Origin of the sequence: Acinetobacter sp. ANC 5054 (assembly GCF_002135295.1) — a bacterium.
In the GTDB taxonomy this organism is placed as follows: Bacteria; Pseudomonadota; Gammaproteobacteria; order Pseudomonadales; family Moraxellaceae; genus Acinetobacter.
Genome location: NZ_NEGG01000015.1, coordinates 59,192 through 79,994 on the forward strand (window position 1 = coordinate 59,192; position 20,803 = coordinate 79,994).

At 41.5% G+C, this 20,803-nt stretch carries 17 protein-coding genes; 5 read left to right on the forward strand and 12 right to left on the reverse strand.

Annotated features, from left to right (window positions below):
- Positions 1-42 precede the first annotated feature (42 nt).
- The 5 genes from B9T33_RS14175 to B9T33_RS14195 are packed head-to-tail and all read right to left on the reverse strand — an operon-like array spanning position 43 to position 8,956.
- Positions 43-1,650 (reverse strand): ABC transporter ATP-binding protein, encoded by a 1,608-nt coding sequence (locus tag B9T33_RS14175; RefSeq protein WP_086179543.1) that lies wholly within the window; start codon positions 1,648-1,650, stop codon positions 43-45.
- Complete coding sequence (locus tag B9T33_RS14180; RefSeq protein WP_086179544.1) at positions 1,625-2,638, reverse strand: ABC transporter permease; 1,014 nt, start codon at positions 2,636-2,638, stop codon at positions 1,625-1,627. The genes B9T33_RS14175 and B9T33_RS14180 overlap by 26 nt, the downstream gene beginning before the upstream one ends.
- Positions 2,638-3,702 (reverse strand): microcin C ABC transporter permease YejB, encoded by a 1,065-nt coding sequence (locus tag B9T33_RS14185; protein WP_086179545.1) that lies wholly within the window; start codon positions 3,700-3,702, stop codon positions 2,638-2,640. Before B9T33_RS14185 ends, B9T33_RS14180 begins: the two co-directional genes overlap by 1 nt.
- Positions 3,703-3,734: 32 nt before the next feature.
- Positions 3,735-5,573, reverse strand: a complete 1,839-nt coding sequence (locus B9T33_RS14190) for an extracellular solute-binding protein (protein WP_086179546.1) — start codon at positions 5,571-5,573, stop codon at positions 3,735-3,737.
- Between the two features lie 26 nt (positions 5,574-5,599).
- The gene (locus B9T33_RS14195) at positions 5,600-8,956 is read right to left on the reverse strand and encodes a lytic transglycosylase (RefSeq protein WP_086179547.1); all 3,357 of its coding nucleotides are present in this window, start codon (positions 8,954-8,956) and stop codon (positions 5,600-5,602) included.
- A gap of 206 nt (positions 8,957-9,162) precedes the next feature.
- On the opposite strand from B9T33_RS14195, the gene dnaQ reads away from it, so the two are divergent.
- The 3 genes from dnaQ (at position 9,163) to nudC (ending at position 13,168) form a co-directional block, all read left to right on the forward strand.
- On the forward strand, positions 9,163-10,620 hold the full coding sequence (gene dnaQ / locus B9T33_RS14200) for a DNA polymerase III subunit epsilon (RefSeq protein ID WP_086179548.1): 1,458 nt from the start codon (positions 9,163-9,165) through the stop codon (positions 10,618-10,620).
- A gap of 128 nt (positions 10,621-10,748) precedes the next feature.
- Positions 10,749-12,395 carry a chemotaxis protein gene (locus tag B9T33_RS14205; RefSeq protein ID WP_086179549.1) on the forward strand — a complete coding sequence of 549 codons (1,647 nt, stop codon included), beginning with the start codon at positions 10,749-10,751 and terminating at the stop codon, positions 12,393-12,395.
- Positions 12,395-13,168, forward strand: coding sequence for an NAD(+) diphosphatase (gene nudC / locus B9T33_RS14210; protein WP_086179550.1), 774 nt, complete (start codon positions 12,395-12,397; stop codon positions 13,166-13,168). The genes B9T33_RS14205 and nudC overlap by 1 nt, the downstream gene beginning before the upstream one ends.
- 70 nt (positions 13,169-13,238) lie before the next feature.
- Here nudC and B9T33_RS14215 read toward each other — a convergent pair whose 3' ends face one another.
- From B9T33_RS14215 to B9T33_RS14230, 4 genes are all read right to left on the reverse strand, one after another.
- Positions 13,239-14,123: an alpha/beta hydrolase gene (locus B9T33_RS14215; protein ID WP_086179551.1), complete on the reverse strand. Its 885-nt coding sequence runs from the start codon at positions 14,121-14,123 to the stop codon at positions 13,239-13,241.
- A 27-nt stretch (positions 14,124-14,150) separates the two neighbouring features.
- On the reverse strand, positions 14,151-14,852 hold the full coding sequence (locus B9T33_RS14220; protein WP_086179552.1) for a BON domain-containing protein: 702 nt from the start codon (positions 14,850-14,852) through the stop codon (positions 14,151-14,153).
- Positions 14,853-14,914: 62 nt separating this feature from the next.
- Positions 14,915-15,325, reverse strand: coding sequence for a YraN family protein (locus B9T33_RS14225; protein WP_086179553.1), 411 nt, complete (start codon positions 15,323-15,325; stop codon positions 14,915-14,917).
- A 15-nt stretch (positions 15,326-15,340) separates the two neighbouring features.
- The gene (locus B9T33_RS14230; RefSeq protein ID WP_086179554.1) at positions 15,341-16,285 is read right to left on the reverse strand and encodes a penicillin-binding protein activator; all 945 of its coding nucleotides are present in this window, start codon (positions 16,283-16,285) and stop codon (positions 15,341-15,343) included.
- Between the two features lie 10 nt (positions 16,286-16,295).
- Here B9T33_RS14230 and rsmI point away from each other — a divergent pair, with 10 nt between their 5' ends.
- A complete protein-coding gene (rsmI, locus tag B9T33_RS14235; RefSeq protein WP_086179555.1) occupies positions 16,296-17,138 on the forward strand; it encodes a 16S rRNA (cytidine(1402)-2'-O)-methyltransferase in 843 nt (280 codons plus the stop codon).
- 126 nt (positions 17,139-17,264) lie between these two features.
- Positions 17,265-17,675 (forward strand): hypothetical protein, encoded by a 411-nt coding sequence (locus tag B9T33_RS14240; RefSeq protein WP_086179556.1) that lies wholly within the window; start codon positions 17,265-17,267, stop codon positions 17,673-17,675.
- Between the two features lie 112 nt (positions 17,676-17,787).
- Here the strand turns inward: B9T33_RS14240 and B9T33_RS14245 are convergent, their stop codons facing one another.
- The 3 genes from B9T33_RS14245 to B9T33_RS14255 all read right to left on the reverse strand — a co-directional run bounded on the left by B9T33_RS14245 (position 17,788) and on the right by B9T33_RS14255 (position 20,660).
- A complete protein-coding gene (locus tag B9T33_RS14245) occupies positions 17,788-18,036 on the reverse strand; it encodes a hypothetical protein (protein ID WP_086179557.1) in 249 nt (82 codons plus the stop codon).
- Positions 18,037-18,207: 171 nt separating this feature from the next.
- Positions 18,208-19,455, reverse strand: a complete 1,248-nt coding sequence (locus tag B9T33_RS14250) for an FAD-dependent monooxygenase (protein WP_086179558.1) — start codon at positions 19,453-19,455, stop codon at positions 18,208-18,210.
- Positions 19,452-20,660, reverse strand: coding sequence for an FAD-dependent oxidoreductase (locus B9T33_RS14255; protein ID WP_086179559.1), 1,209 nt, complete (start codon positions 20,658-20,660; stop codon positions 19,452-19,454). The genes B9T33_RS14250 and B9T33_RS14255 overlap by 4 nt, the downstream gene beginning before the upstream one ends.
- Positions 20,661-20,803 lie beyond the last annotated feature (143 nt).

A 20,803-nucleotide genomic window follows, 5' to 3' on the forward strand; every position in this document is an offset into this window, starting at 1 on the left:
AGCAGTTAGACAATATATATTGTCATTTTATGCAAGCCAGCATCAATACTGGCTTGCTTCAATCAGTTTCTGCGTATATTCCGCTTGTGGATGCGCAAATAGTTGATCCGTGTCTTGAAATTCGACTACTTGCGCATGACGCAGCACCAGCACTTTTTGGCATAGCGCTTTCACCACTTGCAAGTCATGGCTAATAAACAGATAACTCATCCCTGTTTGCTGCTGTAAACGGCGCAGCAATTTCACAATTGCACGCTGTGTCGTGCGGTCCAATGCTGAAGTTGGCTCATCCATAATCAGCACTTTGGGTTGCAATACCAATGCACGTGCCAGTGCAACACGCTGACGCTGACCGCCAGAGAGTTCATGCGGATAGCGCTGTTTAAAACTTGCTGGCAACTCAACCTGCTGCAAAGCGTCATCAATTTTCACGCTAATTTCTGTGGCTGAGAGCTTTTTCAGCGCCAAACCTTCACCAATGGTCTGTTCAACATTTAAACGTGGATTTAAGCTGCTAAATGGATCTTGAAATACAATTTGAAAGTCACTGCGTAAGGGCCGCAGCTTTTTCTCATTCAGCTGATTTAAATCCTGTCCTTGCAGCAAGATCTGCCCTTCACTTTCAATTAAACGTGATACTGCCAAAGCCAAAGAGCTTTTGCCAGAACCACTCTCTCCAACAATGCCAATCGACTGGCCCTGTTGCAGCGCCATGCTTAAAGGCTCTACCGCGACAAAATAATCTTTAATACGGTTTAATAGGCCCTGCTTAATAGGAAAGCGCACACCAACATGGTCCAATTGCAGCAGTACAGGCTGCGTATCTAGCACTAGGGCTTCACCAAAATCATGATTTAACAGATTGCGCGTATAATCTTGTGTCGGTGTATCAAAGATTTGCTGTACATTGCCCTGCTCTACAGCCTCACCTTTATGCATCACAATGACCTGATCTGCATATTTACGCACCAAGTTTAAATCGTGACTAATCAAAATCATGGCCATTTTACGGCTTTGTTGCAGTTCTTTAAGCAAATTTAGAATCTGCGCCTGCAAGGTGACATCCAGCGCAGTCGTCGGCTCATCGGCAATTAAGATATCGGGATCTAACGCCAAAGCCATGGCGATCATGACCCGTTGGCGCTGACCACCTGACAGTTCATGTGGATAGCGTTTGAGTTTATCTTCAGGCTCTGGAATACCCACATCGTTTAAAAGTTCAATAACCCATTCACGCGTTTTAGCCTTCGAGCAGCCACGCAGGATTAAACTTTCACCAATAATTTTTTCGACACGATGCAGCGGGTTCAGTGCAGTCATCGGCTCCTGAAAAATCATCGCAATTTTTTCACCGCGAATTTGCCGCAATTCCGCTGTGTTCATTTGCAGAAGATTTTGACCATTCAACAGCGCCTGCCCTGTGACCTGCAAATTTTTCGGTAAGAGACCTAGTATGGCTAAACTGCTAATAGATTTTCCTGAACCGCTTTCACCCACAATCGCCAGTGTTTCACCAGCCTGCAGCTCAAAGTTAAGCGCCTGAACTAAAGTCTGCCCGTCATGTTCGATATGTAACTGACTCACCGACAGCATTGAATGCTGCTGTACAGCATCTTGCGGCATATTATTGACGTCTTGGATCGAATGCATCTCGCGCCGCCTCCCCAATATAAATCAGCAATGACAGAACAATTGCCAAAGTAAAAAAGCCCGACAGCGCAAGCCACGGTGCATTTAAATTGTTTTTACCCTGCAACAGCAGTTCACCCAGTGATGCCGCATCTGGCGGCAAGCCATAGCCCAAAAAGTCCAAAGCCGTTAACGCGGTAATGTTTGCAGTCAGCATAAATGGTAGCTGAGACAGGCTCGAGCTCATGGCATTTGGCAAAATATGCCGAAAAATAATGGCGCGGTCCGAAACACCTAAACTGCGCGCAGCCCGTACATAGTCAAAATTTCGTGCCCGCAGAAATTCTGCCCGCACCAAACCCACTAGTGCGGTCCAACCAAATAGCAGCATAATGACAAATAGCCAATACACACTCGGGGTAAACATGCTGACTAAAATCATCACCATAAACAGCATAGGCAAGCCGCCCCAAACTTCGAGTATGCGCTGACCAATCAAATCAACCCAGCCGCCATAATAGCCTTGTAGTGCGCCAACGATGATGCCCAGCAATGCCGAGGTCAGCGTTAATGCAAAACCAAACAGCAGTGATACACGTAAGCCATAAAGAATACGCGCCAAGACATCACGGCCTTGGTCATCGGTGCCGAGCCAATTTTGTGAGGTTGGTGCAGATGGCACTGGCACAGCCAATTCTAAATTGGGCGTTTGATAGGAAAAATGGTTGATTGGCCACAGCGCCCAGCCTTTTTGCTGAATCAGCTGCTGCACCGCAGGATCTTTATAATCTGCTTCGGTTTCAAACACGCCGCCAAATTCAGTTTCTGGGTAGCTTTTAAATGCTGGCACATACAAGCTGCTGCCGTATTTCACCAGCAGCGGCTTATCATTGGCAATCAGTTCTGCACCCAATGACAACACAAAAATAATGGCAAAAATAATAAAACAGCCAAAACCCAATTTATTCTGTTTAAAGCGCTTTAAGCGCGCCTGCATAATCGGGGACATTATTTTGCTCCCCGTGATTCAAAGTTAATGCGCGGGTCAATGATTTGATACAGCACATCACTGATTAATCGCAGAACCAAGCCTAATAGTGTGAAGATGAATAATGTGCCAAAAATAACAGGATAATCACGCTGAACAATGGCTTCAAAACCTAGCAGACCCAGACCATCTAAGTTGAAAATGATTTCAATAAATAAATTGCCGACAAAAAAGATGCCAATGAGCGCTTCAGGCAAACCTGCAATCACAATCAACATGGCGTTACGGAACACATGCCCATACAGCACACGCGACTCAGTTAAGCCTTTCGAGCGCGCAGCCAGCACATATTGCTTATTCAGCTCTTCCATAAACGAATATTTTGTAAGATACGTCAGTCCTGCAAATCCGCCAATTATCATCGCCAGTAGCGGCAAGGTCATATGCCAAAAATAATCGACAACTTTGCCCCACAGGCTCAGCTCAGCAAAATTTTCCGAAACCAAGCCTTGCAGCGGGAACCATTGAAAGTACGAACCGCCCGCAAAAAACACAATAAGTAAAATAGCAAAAGCAAAGGCTGGAATGGCATAGCCTACAGCCAGTAGCATTGAAGTCGCTTTATCAAACATTAAACCGTGCTGGCGGGCTTTTTTAATGCCTAGCGGTATTGATACCAAATAAATCAGCAATGTGCTCCATAACCCCAAGGACAGCGAGACAGGAAGTTTTTCCCACAGCAGCTGCGTAACGGGCTTATCTTTAAAAAAACTGGTACCAAAATCTAACGTGGCATAGCCTTTGAGCATATGCCAGAAGCGCTGCATAAGCGGTCTATCGAATCCATATTGCGCCTTAATTTGCGCAACCATTTCATCGCTTAAACCCTTTTCACCTTGATATTGAATCGTATTATTCGCCATTTCACTATGGCTATTTCCCAGACCTTGAAAATGTTCAGCCTGCTGAATAGCCTGCTCTACAGGTCCACCGGGTGCGATTTGAATAACTATAAAATTAATCAGTAAAATGATAAATAATGTCGGAATCATCAAGAGCAATCGCTTTAAGATATAAGTGCTCATTTCAGATTATCGTCCTTAAAATTCATTATTACTTATTGTTTACGCAAATATTGAGCCACTGATTTTGCTTCTGTAGCATCACTCCACCAGTAATCAATACCTGTAGAAAGCTTTGGCTTCACTTCTGGTTGATGATACATGTTCCAATAAGCAAACCAGTTTTCACTTTGTCCAAACATAGGGATTTGGTAATAACCCGCACGCAATAAACGATCCAATACCTGTGTCCGTACTATCAATTGCTCACGATTAGGTGCATGAATGATCTGATGTATGACAGCATCTATTGCAGGATTTTTGATGCCTGCATAATTGTAATTACCGGGCTGATCCGCTGACTGACTGCCCCACAATTGTGCTTGCTCACTGGAAGGTGTTAAAGATTGCGGCATTTCATCCATAATCATATCAAAATCAGTTTTACGCATCCGCTCGGTATATTGTGCTTCATCAACTTGTCGTAGTGAAACCTGAATACCTAATCGTTTTAAATTACGTATATACGGTAATAAAATACGCTGAACATTGTCTTGATGAATCAAAATTTCAAAGTGAATGGGCTGATCTTTTTGATCAACCAAACGACCATTTTGATAGAGATAACCCGCATTCAACAAAATTTGCCGTGCCTTTAATAAATTTTCACGGTTAAAACCACTTCCATCTGAAACAGGATAACGCCAATTTCCCAACACGCCTGTTTTTTGGAGCTTGGTCAATTTCGACAATAATGGATTTAAAACTTGTTGTTCAGCCGAAGAAGGCTCACCTTTCGCTTCCAATACACTATTAGAAAAATAACTTTGTAAGCGCTGATACTGCCCATAAAACAATGCTTTATTTTGCCATTCAAAATCATAAGCATAAGTCAAAGCTTGTCTAAATTGAATATCATTAAAGGGGGTTCGCCGCGTATTAAATATTAAACTTCTAGTCGGAATGGGTCGTTGATGTTTAGAGCGATATTTCACAACTAAGCCCGCTTTAAATGCAGGAAAATTATAGGCACTCACCCAATTGCGTGCCTTCTTTTCCTCATACAAAGTAAATTGTCCTGCTTTAAAACCTTCAAAAGCGATTTCAGTACTACGATAATATACGTATTTCAGACGATTAAAATTGTAACGTCCACGATTTACCGCTAAATCTTTTGCCCAATAATTTGCATTGCGTTTGTAGCTTATACTCCGACCAGCATCAATATGCTCGATAACGTAGGGTCCAGAACCTAAGATAGGCACTAAGGTAATTTTCCTAAAATCTTTATGTGCCCAATCACGCTTAGAATAAATTGGCATTTGCGCCAATATCATTGGCATATCTGCATTATTACCAGACTTAAAACTCATTTTGACTTGATGGGCAGACAGCACTTCAGTTTTCGCCAAATCAGACAAATACATCTGCAACCCCGGATTTGCTTGGCTTTGATAGAGGTCAAAACTGAACTTGACATCTTCTGCAGTGAGCAAATCACCGTTACTAAATCTAGCCTTAGGATTTAAGTGAAAAATAACAAAATTGGTTTTCTTAGGGTCTAAGGTGACTTTTTCAGCAATGAGCGGATACATTACACCTGGTTCATCAAGCGATGGGCTCAACAGCGTATCAAATAAAAAATTGACGCCTTCGACCGAACTCCCTTTACCATTCATGCTATTTAGGTTGTCAAAAGCTCCCATTGCTGAACTAGAGATATACCCACCTTTTTCAGCATTTGTATTGGCATACGGCATGGACTCAAGTTGAGTATATTGCGCTGTATTATGTATCGCAAGAAAAGGCGTGGTCTGCAATGCAGCCCATGCCCCTTTAGATAGCACAATAAGACTTAGAGCAATGAATCTATGAGCAGTTGAAGCAATAGACATTCAACTTAACTCCTATTTGTCTAAACTTAGTTCGGCACTTTAATCACATCACCAATACGTAACTGTGCTGAAGGTTGTAAATCATTCATTTCAGCCAGTTTTGAGGTATCCATACCATAACGACTTGCCAGACCAATTAAGGTATCACCACGTTTAATACGATATTCAGTATTGGTTTTTGGCAGCTGAATTTTTTGACCAACACGTAAACCTGCTTTCGCACTCAGATTATTTAATTCAGCCAATTCCGCAACGCTCATGCCTATACGACTCGCAATCGAGTTTAAAGACTCACCCGATTTCACGCTATAACTTTCAGTATTGGCTACTTTAACCGAACTCGTCACGGCTTTAGTTTCAGCTTTTTTTGTCTCGACAACATTACTGCTATTGTTGGCTGGTACTTCACCATCAATTTTCAAGCGTTGTCCTACTCGAATAGCACTATTAGTTTTCAATCCATTGAGTTCAGCCAAATAGCTAAGTTGCAGATGATATTTTTGAGCAATTAAGCCCAAAGTTTCACCTGACTTCACCACATGTGTGTCACTAATTTCTGCAGTATTACTACGACTATTATTTTTGACTTCAGCTTTAACTGAATCAGCTTTCACAACGTTTTTTGTAGATTCTGTTTTGACAGACTCAACATCGCCCGTCAATTTCAACTTTTGACCTACTCGAAGCCCTGCAGTACGCTCAATCCCGTTAATATTGGCAACATAATCCATGCCTAAGTTATAACGACTTGCGATACCTGTTAAGGTGTCACCAGATTGCACCACATAGCTATCAGGTGTCGAGGCGCCAGCAGGAACTTTAAGATTTTGACCAACCATCACACCACTATTCGCCGCGATATCATTCAAGCTTGCCAACTCAGACAAACTAATTTTTGACTGCGTTGCAATGCTATACAAGGTATCACCACGTTGAACTTTATAGGTTTCAACTTTGTACGCTGGTTCTACTTTGACATTTTCAATGCGATTCGCAACTTTGCTTTCAAGTTTTTCTGATTTCGTCTCAGTCTCAACAGTATTTAAAGGCACATTAATTTTTTGCCCCGCCATTAAGCTACTGCCCGCAGTGAGCCCTGAAGTTAAATCCGCTAATTCTTGATTTGACAATGCATAGCGATCAGCAATCAATTTCAGATATTCACCACGTTTCACCACATACGTTTTAGTCTGAACTTTAGGCGTTTTGTCTGCAACTTGCACCAATGCTGCTTTTTTATCTGCTTCTATTTTCGCTTTTGAAGCTGGCGTTTCTTTTAATGACAACTTTTGCCCAACAAAGAGTCCACTCGTCGTATTTAGGCCATTAAAGTCAGCAAGTTGCTTGGTGCTTAAACCAAACTGGCTCGCAACCCCAGTTAAACTGTCATTGGCTTTAACCACATAACTGTCTGGCAGTGTTTTAACTTTAGACTCTTCATTATTTTGTACAATCGGTTTGGCATCGTACAAGTAAATGGTTGTACCCACATATAAGGTCGAATCTGGTGCTATTTGGTTCCAACTTGCGATATCACGCCAATTCACACCATTTTTCATCGCGATCAGCGCTAAGGTATCACCCGTTAAAACGGTATAGGTACTACGTTTACCTTTAGGTGCGACGACAACAATCTCTGAATCGGTACGAATCACGTTTTTACCTTGATTTCGCTTCGCTTCTTCAGAGTCTGCACTGGTATTTTCAGCTACGCTTTTCGGATATGAGAAACCTTTGGTTAACTCTTTACCTTGCTCATCTGCAATCGATTGACTGGTTTGAATAGCTGTTAACTTAATTTTGCCATCATAAGGATCAACAATTTCTGTACCCTTAGGTGCAATGGCTTTAATTTCTTGTACAACTTCTTCTTGTTCAGCCTTGGTTGCGACAGGTTTTAAAACTTCATCAACGGTTTTGTTCTCACCTTCTGCTTTGATAGCCGCCATAATCTGTTCACGTTCTTTTGAACTTAATGGAGGTTCAACAGATACCGCTTTTACAGCTGTGGTTGGTGTCACTGCAACTGGAATACGCGGCGCACTCGGAATATCACTATTTGATGCAAATGCTGCTAAAGCAGATGAACCCGTTGGCGTTGCCACTTTGGCCTTCGTTGTGCTCGCTAAAATTACAGGTGCGGGCGTTACTACAGGCTTCGCTGCTGTCGTCACAACGGGTTTAGTTGTTGTCGTTAATGTAGGCGGCGTGGTTTTAGACGGTTGAATCGTTGTTGTATTCAACTCTGGTGGAGTAACACGCGACGGCGTAATTTCAACATTATTTTTTGGAAGATTAGTATTGCTTGCCCAATAACCCGATGACCCACCTGCTTGTAATTTTTTCAAACGCGCGTCTACAGACGGGCTAACATCTGCTGGAATCAAAATACGCATTGGGCTACTGCTATCAATCACGTCACCACGATGACCCGGGTTTAATGAATACAATTCAGCGCGGCTTAGGCCCGTAATCGATGCAATTTCATTTAAGTTTGCAGGTCCCACAGCAACTTCACGGAAGTGAGGGCGGTTAGCAATAGGCGGTAAACTCACACCATAGGCACCTGGATTTTTAATAATTTGTGCTACCGCTAAGAAACGTGGCACATAATTCATGGTTTCTTGTGGTAATTTTAAAGACCAATAATCGGTAGGTAAGCCTGCTGCACGGTTACGGTTAATCGCTTGTTGAATACGACCTGGTCCAGCATTGTACGAAGCCAATGCCAACTCCCATGAACCAAACTGGTTGTGCAAAGCACCCAAAAATTCATATGCAGCACGTGTCGATTCGACCACGTCACGACGACCGTCATACAATGACGTTTGTTTTAAACCATAAATACGACCCGTACTTGGAATGAATTGCCACAAACCTGCCGCTGCTGCGCTACTGGTTGCTGCAGGGTCATAAGAACTTTCAATAACAGGTAAGAGTGCTAGCTCTGTAGGTAAACCACGACGTTCTGCTTCTTTTACAGTGTGATAAAGATAGCGTGATGCACGCGCACTTAAACGATCAATATAGGGTTGACGTGAAATAAACCAACCACGCTGTGCTTCAATACGGCTATCCCAATGGTTTAAATCCATTTTGAAGCCCACAGTCATACGTTTCCAAACGTCACCGTGTTTTAAAACTAAAAGACGATCCCCTTCTACTGCACGCATATCCGTTGCAGAAAGTAAATCTTCTAAAGAGTCGAGACTATTAGCATCAAGAAAATTCGAGCCAACTTGCTTACTGGCAGAGGTCTGTTTTGTTGTTTGCGAAGATGAACAGCCCGTCAGACCAAAGGCCGCCAACGCAGAACCTAATACTGTAAATTTAAAAATTTGGGGTAATGTAGGCTGCCATTCATTCGCAGTTGATTTATACATAAAAAAATCCAGACAACTCGTATAAAATTTATTTTTTAGATATGCCATTGTAGTGAAGCATGTCTCAGACACAAGGCGTTAATTTAACGCTATTTCAGTATAAATGTTACAAGAAATTAAAAAATTCGCCTTAAATGGATTTCTCTTGGTCATTTGCGTTATACAATACCCAGTTCAAATTGAAATTTTTTGTCCGGATTTGATTTATGTCTCAAACAATCACACTTTATGTTGATGGTGCATGTCGCGGCAACCCTGGTTTAGGGGGTTGGGGGGCGTATATCATTCGTGAATCCGGTGAAGAAAAACTATGTGGCGGTGAACCTGAGACCACCAATAACCGCATGGAACTGACTGCGGCAATTGAAGGCATTCAACATTGCCCAAAAGATGCCAAACTGATTATTTGGACAGACTCAAACTATGTAAAACAAGGTATTACCGAGTGGATTCATGGTTGGAAAAAGAAAAACTGGAAAGACGTTAAAAACCCAGATCTATGGAAATTGCTCGACGCAACATGTCAGGGCCGTGAGATTGAATGGAACTGGATTAAAGGTCATGCTGGACATGCTGGTAATGAAATGGCCGACCAATTGGCAAACTTAGGTGCAGATAAAACCTTAGAACAAATCAAAAAGGTACCTACAGCACAAGTTGAAACAGCTAAAAAAAAAGCTGAACCAGATTGGCTATTGAATGATCCTTTTGGATTAGAGTTTGCAGATAGTGAAGAAGAGGAGGAAATTGCACTGAATGAAACTGTAATTCAATCCGAAGAACCTACATTATCAATAGACTCTCCTGTTTCAAATATTCAGCAATCTGAAGAAGCGACGATGACTTCGGACGTTTCAGATATTGAAATTGAAATGAATCAAACTGGAAGCGTAGCAACAGCAGATACATCAGCACAAAATACCGACGTGCACCCCATGATTGTGATCACACCTGCAACATTAGATGTATCAGGGCCACGACAACTGATTCTCGATACCGAAACCACAGGTTTCTACTTCCAAGATGGCGACCGCATTATTGAAGTCGGTGCGGTGGAAATGATTAACCGTAAGCTGACTGGTAGTTCAATTCATATCTACATTAACCCGAAAAAACCTGTGGGTGATTCGGTCAATGTCCATGGTATCACTGACGAGTTTTTACAAGACAAACCTGAATATCATGAAGTTGCGGATACATTATTTGAATATTTAAAAGGCGCAGAAATTATTGCGCATAACGCAACCTTCGATATGAACTTCTTGGATATGGAGTTCAAGCGCGCAGGATTTGTCGCACTATCGGAAGTTTGTGAAGTAACGGATACTTTGGCCATGGCCAAAGCCAAACATCCGGGCCAGAAAAATTCACTCGATGCCCTAGTTCGTCGTTATGAAATTCCACAGCGTGACCGTACTTTCCACGGTGCTTTACTCGATGCGGAAATCTTATCTGATGTCTACCTTGCGATGACTGGTGGTCAGGTCTCTTTTGATATTGATGCCCTGACCCACAGCCAAAACGAAGATGGTTCAAGTGCACGCGCTGCCGTTGAAATCGAACTGCCTGTTATTTTACCTTCAAACGAAGAACTTGAAGCCCATGAGACATGGATCAAACAATTTGAAGAAAAACATGGCACACCTTGCCTTTTTGCGAAATAAAATCTAAATTTCGTGTTACTTTTTGTATTTAAACAATTCATACATACGTTATAGTAAAACCATAAACATGGACCGCCTTATAAGGCGGTTTATAAACAAGATAAAACATCTAGGAAAGGTGCAGATACATGTCTTACCAAACCTCTATTCATTTTGATCCAACGGCTTTGCTGATAATAAAAAATGAGGTTGATAACTCGATTAAGTTAGTCGAATCAGCAGTCAGCACCTTAGTTGAAGATCAAACTTTACCATTTGGGATTGATGATGCACTGATTCAATTTGAACAATGCGCTCAAGTCCTAGCTTTGGTCGATATGCCTAGCTTGGCAAAAATCGCCCAATATTCAGCAGAGTTAATGCGCAAGATCATGGGGAATCCAGCGCAAATTAACACACAAGATGTTATCGCTCTGAGCGAAGGCACAACCATGCTGAAACGCTATATCGAATTTATCTGTCTACGCGAAGTTAAAATTCCACAGTTCTTGCTCGACAGCTTAAACCGTTTAGAGCTTGCACTGGGTAAACCCGTGACAGCTGAAGGTCAACATATCGAATCCCTACTCGATTGCATTACACCTGACTTTGAATTGCCACAAGCGCCTGCGCTTGAAAAATCAAAATATGTACATCGCCTATATAAACTGGCTTTAAACAAACTGATTAAGCAAGAAGAAGGCGAACTTGACCTACAAGCAATTAAGCTTGTCGGTGCATATCTTGCAGGGTTGTCTGAAAAACACCCTAGCAAGCAATATTGGAATTTGGTCTTTGTTGCATTCAATCAAATTGACCAAATTTTAATTACCGATGCACGTCTTCGCACCTTGGTGAGCATTGAGCGCAATATGTCGCAATTCTTTGCCGCAAATGATCGTTTCAAAGCTAGCATTGCTGATTTAGCCAATGTATTAAGTTTATGTATTAGCCAAGAAGATGACATTTCACATCATATTCGTAACAAATTAAATATTGGCGAAGACTTACTGACCGACACACAATTGCAAGTATTTAGTCGCCATTTGTATGGTCCTGACTTTGATACCATGCATACCATTGGTGAATTGGTTACGGCTGAAATGACTCAAATCCGTAATGATATTGAGTTCAACTACCAAAATATGACGCCTGAAAAAACTGCTGAACTTCAAAACAAGTTGAATGAACTGGCAAATATTTTCAAAGTCCTCAACCTCAATGAAGCGCATAATGATTTATCGCGTCAAGCCGCGTCTTTAGGTCAAACAGCCATTTTGCAAGATGAAAATTTTGCACAACAGTTGATGAACACGATTTTATCTGCAATGAACTCGATTGGTGTACTTGAACGTCATCACACATCGAGTCGTTTACAACTTCGTGTGAATAACATGAATATCTCGCTCGACCGTTTAGATGATGCACATTCTGCATTGTTAAATGAAACTAAAACTTTAATTGATGCAACAAGTCAATCTTTGGTTCAGTATCTACAACATAAAGAATTGGCTCAATTGGAAGCAACAGCGATTCAATGCCGTGAAATCGGTGGTGCAATGTTATTCTTAAATGCCGACGCAGCACAAAATGCCTTGAAATCAACTGCAAAATTCTTAGCGCAACGTGTTGAATCTTCAACTGCTATTGAGCCATTTGAAATTCACGCTGCCTTAGATTCACTTGCAAGTGCAGATATGCTGATTGACAATTTAAAGAACAAACAGCCTGTATTACATACGATGTTTAAGGTAGCATTGGACAGTAGCGAAAAACTGAAATCAGCAGCGGCCTAATGTCTAAATTATCACTTGCATATATCTTCCAACAGCAACAACTGCTCGTCGATGAAAACTTTCAACTGCCTCAAGTTGAACAGCTTGCAAGTGACTTAAATATTGGCACGGGTGATCAAGTGATTGCCCGTGACCTGCTCGAAAATGAGTCGATTCCAGAAGGCTTACAACTCGTTCCTATACGTCAGTTATTACAAGTTTGGAATGTTCGACAATTTGAACAAGCGAGCCGTGCAATTCAATTGCTAGAATGGCGCCGCAATCATAAATTTTGTAGTCACTGTGGTTCTGCAACTGAAGTACATGCTTCCGAATATGCAATGGTCTGCCCTGCATGTGTTTATCATCAATACCCTCGAGTCAACCCCTGTGTAATTACCGTGATTACGCGTGGTGAAGATGAAATTCTACTGGCTAAAAATGCAAAAAATGCCCGTCAAATGTATGGCTTAATCGCTGGTTTTGTCGAAGTTGGTGAAACCCTAGAAGATGCTGTACGACGTGAAACTGAGGAAGAAGTTGGCTTAAAGGTCAATAATATTCAATATCTTGCAAGCCAACCTTGGCCATTTCCAAGTAATTTAATGATTGCCTTTAAAGCTGAATATGCTTCTGGTGAACTGCAATTACAGGAAGAAGAAATTAGCGACGCGGCTTTCTTTAAGTTTGATGCCTTACCTGAAATTCCATTTAAAGGCAGTATTGCCCATTCTATGATCATGCATGTGATTCATGGCACTCAAGTTGCCGATGATACGCAAGCATGGTTATAAACCGCAGTACTTTCAATAAAAAACCGCAATCATATTGCGGTTTTTTTATTTAGAGGAAATTCAGATCAAATTAACGTGGACTAATTTCATCCAAGACTCGCATAATTTCAGCTTTGGTTTTAAAGAATCGGCTAAACAAACTTGAAACTGAGCCAATCATAGTGATATGACCGACACGTGGAATTTGAATCAATTGACTATGATTACCCAATGCTTTCAACTTCTGATCAAGTTCATCACTATTACTAAAGCCCACAATATTGTCATTATTTGCCGTAAATAAATAATGTTTAACCTGATTATGTTCAACAAAATAGTAAGGCATCACTTGTTGATAAGGCACATCTTGATCAAATGCATCTGCACAAAGTGGATCACCTTTATAATCAAAATGATATGGCCCAGCCAAACCTACAATGGCACGAATATTTTCGCGTACCTGAATTGAATATGGCGTTGGATGATATAAGGCTGACATGACATTGAATGCCCCTGCTGAATGCCCCATCAATACCAAATTTTCAACTTCAATTTTAAGCTTTTGCTGCGAATGCGTTAGATAATTTAACGCTAAACTTAAATCATCAATGGATGCAGGAAAAATATGCTCAGGCGCTAAGTGATAGTTAATCACCGCGACATCAAAGCCTTCTTTGGCAAAAGCTTCACCAATAAAGCCATAATCTTTTTTATCCCCGTGCATCCATGCGCCGCCGTGTACAAAGACAATTAATGGGCGTTGGACACGAGGCTCAGAGGTACGGTACAAATCCAGACGATGTCGAGCTTTAAGACCATAAGCAATATTATTTTGCACGCTATAGCCTTTTTTCGGAGTTAAGCGATTTAAGGCATAACTGCCAAAATCATAAATACGAAAATCACGATAGAGTGCTTTAGCTAACTCCAGACTGTGCTGGAGTCGTTTGGACCAGGGATTGATTTTATTGAACATAATTTATTGAACAAAGTTTACAGCATATTACTGAGCATAATTTGGATCGACTGCATCGGGGTCAATAGCAACAGGGGTTTGCACGTCTGGCTGCACATTGCCTAATGCAGGCGTAGTATAACTTGAGTTTACGCTACGCGCTTGTGGGTTTGGATTTTCATCGACATTGTCAATTAAAGTCACAATACGTGTAACATTACCCACTTGTTGAAGCACTTGATTGAGATCATTCAGCTCCGCAGTATTCAAACGCCCCATCACATACAGCACAGCATCTTCGGTATGCACATGTACTTTACTGTCAGAGACCACAGGCGCTTTCATAATCAAGCCACGCGTATTTGCTGTGACTGCGGTATCTTGCATGATGGTGTTATAACTAATTTGATTACCCACGGTAATATAATTATGTACGGTTTTCACATCGCTCATCGAACGAACATTTTCTTCCGCCAATTCTTTTAAATGATTATCGGGTACTTGACCAGTTAACAATACATTGCCATGAAAACTTTCAATATTCACACGAGACTGTTTAAAACGACTGTCTAATTTATATAAATTAATTTTTGCAGTTCGAACAATGGAAGAGTCAATAAAAACTTGCCCCAAAGATCGCGCACCACTATCCGTTCCCACTGGTGCTGAACCTGTTCCACTTGAAATAAAACTCGCACAACCAGATAAACTTGCGACACAAAGCATCGTTATTGCAATACGCTTAACCACTTAGTACGACTCCTCATTTTTTTAACACGTATTTTTTCTATGCATTTACACAGTTTGTTTTATCAGAGATTAATCAACTCTTGATCAAAAGTAAAAGCATTTTCAATCCACTGCTGATCATACGGGTATTTAGAAAAGTCTTGCTGTAGTGTTTTTGCAAAGTGTTGATGAAAATCAAAACAAATCACATCAAAGCGACAATAATAATTTTGAAAATGTGACTGTTCATTTAAAAAGTGCAACGCAGTCTTCATCATTTTACGTTGTTTGTGTATCGAGACCGTTTCATTGGCATGTGCATATTGGGTAATAGATCGAGCTTTGACTTCGATAAAAAGCAAATCTTGCTCGCGCTCAACAATCAGATCGATCTCACCATAGCGACTATGAAAATTCACACGGACAGTACGATAACCCAATTTTTCAGCCCAAGCCCTCGCTTGCTGTTCTGCCCATTGCCCTAAATTTGCCATTCTTTCGATCCCAATTTATATCACAACGGGCACGATGCCTTTTTTACTGCGTTGATAGCAATGAGGGATACGCTGAATATTATTTTCATTGATTTTAATCAGCCCTGTTCGTCCTTGAAATTCGACACTCTTCACTTTGGGATCTTGTAAATACTGCTTCGCGATATGCCAAGTATCTCCACCAAAGGCCATTAGCCGCTGATACGGCATATCGACTGGATTCTTTTCATAGGCCCGAACCACATCGCTCCAACCTACATCATAGAGTGCGGGGGCATCACAAAACTGAATACCTTGTGGCAAAGGCTTATTGGCTTCAATCGCATTTGCCAAGGTATAAACTTTAGACTTTGGTAGCTGAGTTTGCTGATTTAACCATTCATTATTCCCCAATAACAATAATCCCTGATTTTTGCTTAATTTTTTTGGTCGATCTTCAATGATTTGTACAGGGACATTACTTTGGCCCAGCAATGACATCAGCATTAATTCATGTTCAGCTTCTGTGCCTTGTTGCCGTAGCACTAACAATTCCTGAATTTTATCTTTCGCGAATAATTGCTGTAGCGCTAAAGCATCATCACGCTTTGACAGACTATATTGCCAAACATTCTGGATTTGACTGGTGGTCTCATTTAAAGCCAACACGCGAACTTTGGGTTTTGCTTTGACCAAAGCTTCGACATCTTGACGTGCTAAGGGACCAATCACCAACTGGGTTTTTTTATTGACATACTGCTTCAACAAAGCCGACATTTGTTTCTGATTAGAATCGATATATTGAATGGGTACTTTGTAATCTGATGATTGATATGCACTGTCCAATCCTTGCTTAATACTGGATGCAGCTCGCGCCATAGGGCCAGATTCGGGTAGAATGACCAATACATCTGCTTGTACTGCCGTAAATACGCTGCTTAACAAGCAAAGACTTATTATTTTGTTCTTATTATCCAACATGGAGAAACCTATGAGTGCTCAGTTATTTGTTGTTGCAACTCCAATCGGGCACTTAGATGATATTAGTTATCGTGCAATTGAGGTATTGAAGTCGGTTAAAATTATTGCCGCTGAGGATACACGAACTTCTGCGCAATTGCTCAAACATTTTAGTATTAACACGCCTCTCACTGCCTGCCACGATCATAACGAAAGTAATAAAATTGATCAGTTAATTGAGCGCCTTGAGAAAGGTGAAAATATGGCTTTGATTAGTGATGCAGGTACTCCCCTGATTAGCGATCCGGGCTTTAAATTAGTCCGTGCTGCACAAGAAAAAAATATTCGTGTCATTCCTGTTCCCGGTGCATGTGCCGCAATTGCTGCACTGAGTGCCGTAGGTCTACCCAGTGACCGTTTCAGTTTTGAAGGTTTCTTACCCTCTAAGCAATCTCAGCGTCTGCTTGCCTTGAATAAACTCAAAGATGAAACCCAGACCATGATTATCTATGAAGCGCCACACCGTATTGTAGATTGCTTAAAAGATATGGCTGAGGTCTTTGGCACAGATCGCCCTGTTGGTTTTGCGCGTGAAATCACCAAAACTTTTGAAACCATCAAAAAAATGACTTTAGGTGAGTTAGTTCCCTTTGTTGAGTCTGATCATAACCAACAAAAAGGCGAAATTGTCTTGGTGATTGGTGGGTCGACTGAAGAAAAAGACATGGAACAAGAAAAACTGGATAAATTGCTGACTCGTCTGTTGCAGGATTTATCGGTCAAAGCTGCGTCGCAATTGGCTGCCGATTTAACTGGAATCAAAAAGAAAGTGGCTTATCAACGTGCTTTAGAACTCACTCAAGCAAACGACTAAGCACTTAAATCAGTCATTTAGAATAAAGCAGATGGTGTCTTCGGACACCATCCTGCACTTAAAAAAATTAAACATTTTAATTAAATACTCATAAAACAAATGCAAAGCCCGAATATGAGCAACTATATGAAAACCTCACAATTAAAAGTCGCTTATTTGTTTAATTTAATTTGGATGATTGCCCTAGCACATATTATTTATTCAGGTTTACAACCCTATCCGCACTATATTACGGGAGAGTTGATGACTGCAGATATGGTGGCGATTATCTACGCCTGTGCATATTGTTCCCTGTATTTTGTCGCAGGTAATATTTTTAAATTCAGTCATTTTTGGGATAAGCATCCATATTGGGCGTATATTTTGCTAAGTAGCGTCCTTATTTTTCAACTCTTTATCGCCGCTGTAGCCGCCATGCATGCGCCACCATATATCGGTGCATTTATTATCAATACCATGTTCCTATTACTCATCCATTTTGTGTTTTATCCAATTTACGCCATTAGCCGTAAGCATTTAAAGCCTCAGAAAAATTAAACGAAGGTCAATAAAGTAACCATAGACCAAATGTATAATGTGCTTCACAAAAGTACTTGTGTAATAAAAAAGAACGAAAAAAAAACACCATAAATAATGGTGTTTTTCAGTATTAGTCTTTTGCTGATTCGTCTGGAGGTACTTCAGTAATACGTCCACCACGCGCTAAGAATGCCGCAACTTCATCTTCTAAAGATTGACGCTGTTTTAGCTTCGCAGTCACAGTTAATGTTTCCGCTTCAGCGACATCACCATCTGATGCACCTTCGGCTGAATCCGATGCGCCTTTTTCAGCAGCTTTCGCTTCATCATCATCTACAGCAGAATCTTCTGCTTCATCATAATCATTCATATCAGTCATCGTGTTCTCCCCGCTAATGACTTCTGTTGGCCAGCTGATGTCTGGTTTTAAGTTAGAAGAAATTTAGCAATCTCTGAGCTTTTCGCCTAGTACCAAAGCTCATAAAATCGTATCTTTTTTAATCAAAATCGTAACCTTGTTTATACGAGTGATTAAAAATTATCTGACTTTTTATTTATTGGCATAGATTGTGTCTTTTAGAACTCTCAATCCATTGGCTTGTGCCATGAACGCATCTTTAAGAACAGTCTGATTTTCAACTTGTTTTAAACCAAAATTTCGTGCCCAAACAACAGGAAATAAAGTCGTGGTTTCCATCCAACCAATCGCAGACATGCTGTGCATCATGGCATCATTTTGACCTTTACGGCGGTGTTCATAACGTTTTAAGGTTTGTTCATGCGCCCATACACCACGTTTTTTGTCTGCTAGCAGTACGTCACACAGTACCGCAGCATCAAGGCAACCAATATTTACCCCCTGACCTGCCAGTGGATGAATCACATGTGCAGCATCACCAATTAACGCCAGACCATTTTTTACATATTGCTGCGCAGCTCGCGCTTTCAGCGGGAACTTGGCACGTGGTGTGGCTTCAAGCACCTCTCCCAACATATGATGGCTTTCACGGGTTAATAATTGGGTAAATTCAGTATCAGAAAGCGCTGCATATTCATCGGCATAATCATCAGGCAACGTCCAAACGATCGACTGCCAGTAGCCACTTTCTTCAGGCTTTAAACTTGCCATCGGTAAAAATGCCAAAGGCCCAGTTTCTAAGAAAATTTGACGTGCCACATGCTGATGCGGCTGTGCAGTACGAATCGCACAGCTAATTCCCGCTTGCTTATAATCCAGCACATCAATATCGATAAAAGCTTGTTCACGGACAAAAGAGTTTGCACCATCTGCACCAATGACCAGTTTGGTTTTTAGCTGTGTGCCATCTGCAAGATGAATGATCCAAACACCCACGCCTTCTTCAACACGGGTCACCTTCACTTGAGTACGGTAGTCTTGCAGCTGTTCAAGCATTTTTTCTTGAATGGCAAGGTTCAATAAGCTTGGTTCGACCATTGAACCTAGCGCTTGATCAACATGTGGCGTTTTCTCTACCGCTTGACCAAAGTTAATTTCACCATAGCCATTTTTATTCCACACCTGCATGCCGGTATAAGGCTGCTGGCGAGCCAGTTTGTCCCATACATCTACGGTTTTCAGTAAATGGATGGTTGCTTGGCTCAGTGCTAACACACGAGGATTGGCCATGCTTTTGGTTTTTTCAGCATCCAATATAGGTGCAGCATCGAGTACTGTGGCTTGTACGCCGCCTTGCGCCAATAGTAAAGCCGTTAAGCCACCAACTAATCCACCGCCAACAATGACGACATCGAGTATATCTGACTGATTTAAACTCATGCTTTTAACCCCATTGCATAATTGGCCACCAGCGGTTTAATGCCCAGAATGGTGTCAAATGCGACCAAGCCTGTATTACGGATGAGTTTTAAGATTGGGTTTTGATTGCTAAAGCCACGTACCACAGAATCGCAGAATTTAATCACGCGCTGCTGATCTGTCAGGCGGGATTTTTCATAATCCAACAGCATCGCTGCATCGCCAAGATCTGCATTATTTTGTACTTGTTCAGTTAAATAACGGCGCAGCACATAAGCATCTCGCATACACAGGTTAAAGCCCTGCCCAGCAACAGGGTGAATAGTATGTGCGGCATTGCCCATCAGCACCACACGCCCGACAGCTTGTTTCTCTGCCAGTACTTGTGACAATGGGAAGCTAAAGCGTTGACCTGTTTTTTGGAATTTACCTGCACGATCGCCATAGGTTTCTTGCAAAGCATCTAGGAAATGTTGGTCATTTTCATCACCAATCCATTCGCCTTCTGTGCCCTTCGGCACTGGCCAAACCACTGAACGGCGGTATTCACCCGGAAGCGGTAAAAGCGCCAATGGCCCTAAATGGCTAAAGCGTTCAAAGCCCACATGGTTGTGTGGTTTAGAAGTTTGTACTGTAGTGACAATAGCAACTTGGTCATAATCATGTACCGATGCGCCAATACCGAGTGCTTTACGGCAGAAAGAATCCCGACCATCAGCAGCAATGACAATTTTAGATTGCAATTTTAGTTGTTCTTCACCGCGCTGTGCTTCGATAAAAGCATGGTCTGCATCTTGATTCAGAGCGGTCACTTGCACACCATCAATCAATTCAATCAGGGATTCTTTTTTGACTTCGGTCAGCAGTACACGGCCTAACCATGCATTTTCAATCACCTGCCCAAAGCTTTCGACTTTTTCTTGGTCTGCTTTTAATCGAGCCTTACCAAAACTGCCTTGTTCGGTAATGTTAACTTCTAGAATAGGCGTTGCATGTTCTTGTAATGCATTCCACAGGCCAAGCTCTTGGTAAATTTGCACGGTACGGCGGGACAAAGCACTGTTTCGTGCATCGAAGCTCGAGTGATAAGGTGCAAGGTTTGCATCATCATAATTGGGATATTTGATTGCTTCGAGCAGCTTTACGCCAATCTGTGCTTTTGCCAACATCAGAGCCAGACTCAGTCCGACCATTCCACCACCCACGATGATGACTTCTTGCTGCATGCTTTGTTCCTTTTTTATGTTGTATTCGAATTTAGGAGAGGCATTCGAAATACGTATAATCTGTAATGGATTTTATCTTACATCAAGGGCATGAATTTTTATAATGAATTAGCGCAGATGATCAGAATTGTGCTTAAACATTA